Raw genomic sequence first — 6,000 nt, 5'->3', positions numbered from 1 at the left:
ATCCTTAGTGGCAATCAATTTTTGCAGAGTTCCAAGACTGGACCGTTGCCTTCAACACCCGCTACCACCCCATATGCAATGGCATTTTCAACGCCGCCGAAAGTGACCTGGTCTACAGTAGATCGTCCAGACTTGCCTTCGCCAACCTCGCCGGATCAAAGTCCAAGGGAATTGGAGTTGTATTTAAACAATGTTCCCGTTAACCAGGAAGCCATTCGACTTTCCGGGGTACATCAGAACACGGTTGCCCTGCAAAAAGCGGTAAACGGTATGGCTGCTAAAGTGGAGCAGTTTAATAACTGGAAGGCTTTAGAGATAGCAAAGAAAGATATTACCTGGTTGGAGGGAGAGGAGAGAAAGCTTGAGCCAAGTAATACCCGTTTGCGAAATGCGATTACCGGGAAAATTCGAACCCTGGAGAAAGAAATAGATAAGACCGTTGATGATTTTAACAATAAATATCGCGATCGCCCTGAAGAGTGTAAAGCACTTGAAGACAGAGCGAACAGTATCAGGAACAGCCTGACGCAGCAAAAAAGCAGTATTGATCAATCAAACCGGGCAATAACGGGGAAAGCAGTCCAAAAGTGGTTTGCAGATCTTGATAAGACCAGTGCTAACTATCCTGACACTGATGACTATATGGAAAAGGTATTACCAGATCTGGCCAGTGTATTTACATCCAATCATGGCGAGGCTTGCAGTTTCCTGGCGGGTCAAACTATTGATCGGGTGTCCAGGGAGTTAGTGAGAAGATGTAATGCTGAAGTTGCGGAGGTGCCCGAAGGGGACGGCCGACATCTGAAACTTCAGCAGCTTTATATGCAGTATGCCCAGAGGTTACAGCAGCTTGACCCACTGGGAATTCCCGCCCGTGTTCACCAGGGCAGATTGGGTATCAGAGGTGAGCAATTTGCCTCAGAAGCTATCCGCCAACAGGAGATAGCACTGGATAAGGTATTTAGCGTCCAGCAAACCGACGCTGGGGTTCTGTCAGCCACTGGAAAACAGGCCGCCAGGCTGATTGGGGATGCTAGTATCAGGCCGAGGCTGCTGGCGCTGTTGAACAGCCTGAAGGTAAAGCAGGAAGGTGTTGATAACACCGCCGTGAAACAGTTAAGGGATGTAGATGCCGCATTGACTAAAGGGTTACTGGATATTCGCGATCAATTCAACCTCCATCCTATGCCCGATAAGTCCGCTGTTCTGAAAGCCTGTCTGAGCGATCTGAAAAAGCCCAATTCCAAACTGGCCGTTGAGTCAGCCAGTCAGCACAAAGGCACATTAACCGCAAAAAATGGTGATCCCAGATATCAGAAACTGCAAAACCGTTGTAATAGTTTACTGGATAAGCTGGGCACTTCCGGGGAGTTTCCGGAAATAACTGGCCAGAAACTTGAGTTTATGGAGGCATTTCACCAAAAAGGCATCTTTGACTATGAAACCTTAAAAGACGGTGCATCGACCACGGAAGGGTCCTTTACGGTCACCAGCCTGGGTAGGGGTAAAGGCCCTCTGAGTGAATTCTTCGCAGGTGTTGCCAATGCCAACTACCGAAAATCGGATGAAGGGGCAGAAAGTATAGCGATCGATGGCGGCAAACCGGAAGGCATTGTCTTTGAAAAAGACCGGGCTGGTGACTGGCATGGGATGCTGGGCAACAGACATTATAAGTTACACCCCCGTTTTCTCTACGAGTACCCGAAAAGCGATATTCCCTTTGCCGGCAATTGGTTGCCAGTAAGAGCAGATGATGGCAAACCGGGCATTCTGGTGTTGCAGACAACGGCACAGGAGCCACGGTATTTCTTATATGAGCCTGATGGCAAGGGAGAGTTAAAGCCCAGGCCAATAGACGCTGCCAGTGAAGATGAAATGGTCGATGCCAGGTTTTTGCTACGGGCAGCAAAAGGTCCTGACCAGGCCTTTGGAGATAAAAAGCCAGATGGGGTTGCCTGGGCGAAAGCAAGGGCGCTCAGAGGTGGCGTACAGTCGATACGCGAAAAGTGGAATGAAACAGAGAATGCACAGAAAAAGCTGGCTTCGTTATATCAGCAAACCCGCCTTGATGTGGAGGCACGATCCAGTCTTGGAACTCTGCAAAAATTGATTGCCACTAAGGATCAAAGTGATCTCCTGGCGGCACGGAAGATAGAAAAGAGTCAATACACCTTGCTTCAGAATGAAAAAGAAAACAAGGAAAAGGTGGGGACTCATCTGGAAAATGCCAGCTTGAAATCAGCGGATCAACGCTATCAAAACCTTTCGGTAGATGCCAGTTTTGATAGCGTTGGCAAAGGCTATTTTGAACAATGCCGGAAGAAATTTGGCAATAATGAGCTGATTGAACTCGGTGAGAAAAACCTCAAGGTGTTCAAAGCGGGTGCTTTTCAAAACATGTCGGTATTTGCCGGTTGCGAAATTAAACCGGATGCACCGGAATGGGCAGACGGTTCGCTCCAGCAGGTTGCGTTAAATTTTGACAAGGTGGTCAAAGTGAATCGGGATCGCCAGCTACGGTTGAGCGAGGGCGTGGACTACCTGACCAGAAAGCTTGGCGATGCCATTAGACGCCATAGTAAAGATAAAGCGCTGAATTTTTACCGGGATGATGAGCTGGTTGATTTTGCTATTAACCAGTTTAAGAGCGGACATCTGCCAGCGTGGGTCAATGTGAATCGTAGCCCTTTCTGTGTTGACCTGGTGCAACTGCTGCTGGTGAAGAATGAGAAGGATTTCTGTATCGGTATGGGGCAGCGTATGGGCGCTCTGAAAGACAAGCTGGCGGTGGTAAAGAGTGAGCGCTTTGACAGTCAGCAGATGCCTGATGATGAGTTTAAGGGCACCTGTCAGGCATTGAACCTGGATATGGCACTGCTGGCGGGGGCACAGAAAGAAGCGACAGAACGAATAGAGTCTCACTACCGCCGTGGTCTGGATGAACAAAGTCGGATCATGATTGCATTTGAGCAAGGCGGGCTCGTCCTGCGTGGTGACCAGCCAAAGATGGCTGAAAAAGTATTTAACTTTGTGCAGGAAATGGGTAGAGACAGAGAGTCAAAAGGTAAGACTCTGGTTCTCCAGCTGGGCACAGGTTACGGTAAAAGTAAAACCATTATTCCCCTGGTTGCCGATCAGGCCAGCCGGAAAAAACACCCTGTTCGGATCATTGCGCCAGCCAATAACCAGGCTGAACTGGATCACTCACTGAGAGGTTATTTTGCTGATTCGGGCGTAACGTATCGCAGGCTGGATCTTTTTAAAGATTTTGTGCCTCAGTCCGGGACTCCACAGAAATGGTGGTCGCCGGAGGTGCTGAAGGATATTAAGGAGCAGGTGATTGGCGAAGGTCCACTGGGTATCTCCACAAAAGATGTTCAGCTATTAATGGCGCTCAGGGACCGACTGAAAGCCATTGATCCGTCAGATTACCAGACTCACTGTCAAGAAACCCCGGCTACGTTGAAAAAAGAGATTCGCTTATCAGAAGACATTCTGGATGCATTGCTATACGACGGTCTGAAGGTTTTTGATGAGTATGATCGTTCCGTGGTGCCAAGCAGTAATGATGAGTTTACGGAAGTGACCGCAGATATGAACCTGGCATTGAAACCACTCGGGACGAAGCCGATAGATGAGCGCGAAGTGGCCGAAATGCAGGCAGCCTTTTTGAGCGGCAGCAAGCATAAAATCTGTCTGTCAGCCACCATGGGCACCGGGTTTACCATGGCTGCGTTGACGAAATCGGCAACGGTTAAAGAGGCGGCGGAAAAATGCGAATCGAACGCCATGACCACCAATGCCAGATTCTTCAATTGGCTGACGAAAACAACACCTGTCTTGTCCAGTGAAACAACAAAACCCGGGAATAGAATTGAAGTCCTCAAGCAGGTGATGGAGAGTTCCGGAAAGGATAAACAGATCATTCTGTTTGATGGTAACGATAATGGCAAAGACCGGTTCATGCGCGTAGTGGATGATCATGAATGTCTGAAAAAAGCACGGGATGGCAAGGTTCGGGGGCTTTTGTACTATAACGATCAGAAACAGCTCTGCCTGTACCATCCGAAACAGGAAAAATATCAACAACCGGACGCCGTGGTTTCACCGGAAATGGAGGCATTGATTCGAAATAACCCTGAGGAGTACGACGTTCGCCTTGACAGGACGCAGGGTACCGGAACGGATTGTCCCCAAAGTGCGGCAAGTGTCGGTATCCACCTTGGTATGGCTGAAGATGTCAGCAGGCGCAGCAATGTATTTCTTCAGGAAGTTGGTCGTCTCTTGCGTAATTCGGACCATTTCAGGCAGCAGGACACTTATGTGGTGATAAATACGAAAGTCTTACCACCCATTGACAGTGTCGGCCACGATTACAGTGAGAAGCACAAAGAACTGACCAATGCCTATGAGCGTGCCCATAAGAACACTCAGGAAGCGAAGGCAGAACTGATGGCCGGGTTAGGCGATAAAGTGAGCCCTGAACAGCTGCGCGTGATCCATTCCAAACTGCATGTTTCGCCTCCGGATGATCATGAAAGCAACCACGACAGTAACCTGGAACGTGATCTGGAAACCTTTATCAAATCCTGGGAGTGCAATGTATTTCCCCAGTCGGTGAAAACTGCTCTGGCGGATTTGAAAAGAGCACAGTGGCAGGAGCAGAATCAGTTCCTGGAAATGACTGCGGGCCTGATGGCACTTCGTGAAGACTCATCATTTGTAAAAGAATGTGAGGCGAGTTTTGAAAGAGGGAGTAAACGCGCTGATGCTGATGAGATTTTATCCAGTGCTCATACCTGGCGCGGTACCATGGCCAGACAGGTGCTTGATGAGGTTGAGCTTGGCCAGGTCATCACTCCGGTGGGCGGTGCGGGTGAATATAATCACCAACTGTATGTTAAAGAATTTGAAGATCAGTTAAGGAATGAAGTTCACAAAGAGTTACAGAAAATAGAAAGGGAAAGCTTTGCTGGCTTTAATAAAGACGAATCGCTTGAAGCCGTAGCCAAAAGTCGGCATATGGATCGTGAAATTGAAAAATGTATTGCTAAATTACAGGCAAACGGGATTAGAGCGGATTCTCAGGCAGTGGCGCGTAACATTCCACAGGATCTAAAGGGTCATTGTCGCTCATTGTGTGAAACGGCCAATGGTATATATGCAAAAATCAGCAGTCTTTGCAATAATGGTGAGTCCGTTGAAAATATCAGGAATAAAGATGTTGGGCTGGTAGTCTCTTCAGGATGGAATAAAGTAACCGCAGCCAAGCAAGAGCTGGATGACAAGCTTAAGGCAGTGGAAAAACATGGTAATTTAGCCACGCTCACAGAATTTTGCAGGGAACAGAACAGTGCCGTAGAGGTATTTTATCATAAACTGGTTTCAGCATTATCTGGAGTCAAATTTGTATCGAATAAGAATAATAATAATAATCTTGGGAAGTTGTGCGTATCCTTGGGAGAAGCAATGCCGGGGCTTATGAGCACATTCAAGACCGTAGGCAGTAGACAGGCTGCTCTCTATCCAAAGGCTAAAGATCCAAATCCAACGAAAATTATGTTGACTACAAAATCTGGGGCAAGAACCCAAAACTGGAACTGGAAAGTGCCTCTGCCGCCATTAAACAGCCAATTAAAAAGCCAGTTTGATGCGCTTGGAATGATGAAAAAAGAAGACAATGCCAAACAAATGGCCAGAGTGGAATTAAGCAAAAGGAATGGTGATCAATTAACCAATTGTCTGGGCTGGATTCAGCAAGAGTTGTTGTCTGCTAATAAAGAATATAGAAGAACTCTGGTAAAGGATGCTTCCCGTACCCAGGATGTAATTGATAAAAGGAAAATAATTAAGTTGCAATAATTTTTGATAATGACGGAATCTATTTCTTCAAATGTTATTGGATGCGTTTGAATGGATTTGGATTGCTCTATTTGAGTTGGGTATTTCAAGTATTCAGAAAATGGTTTCTGATTATCTATGTCTAAACAAACAAGGCGT

1 protein-coding gene is annotated in these 6,000 nt (G+C 47.1%); it reads left to right on the top strand.

From position 1 onward, the window contains the following. The first annotated feature begins 177 nt into the window (after positions 1-177). Positions 178-5,862, top strand: a complete 5,685-nt coding sequence (locus KDK13_RS18300; RefSeq protein ID WP_257286438.1) for a hypothetical protein — start codon at positions 178-180, stop codon at positions 5,860-5,862. Positions 5,863-6,000 lie beyond the last annotated feature (138 nt).

Source organism: Endozoicomonas sp. SESOKO1, from assembly GCF_024606265.1.
Classification (GTDB): Bacteria; Pseudomonadota; Gammaproteobacteria; order Pseudomonadales; family Endozoicomonadaceae; genus Endozoicomonas.
This window is presented reverse-complemented; position numbering and strand designations above follow the sequence as displayed.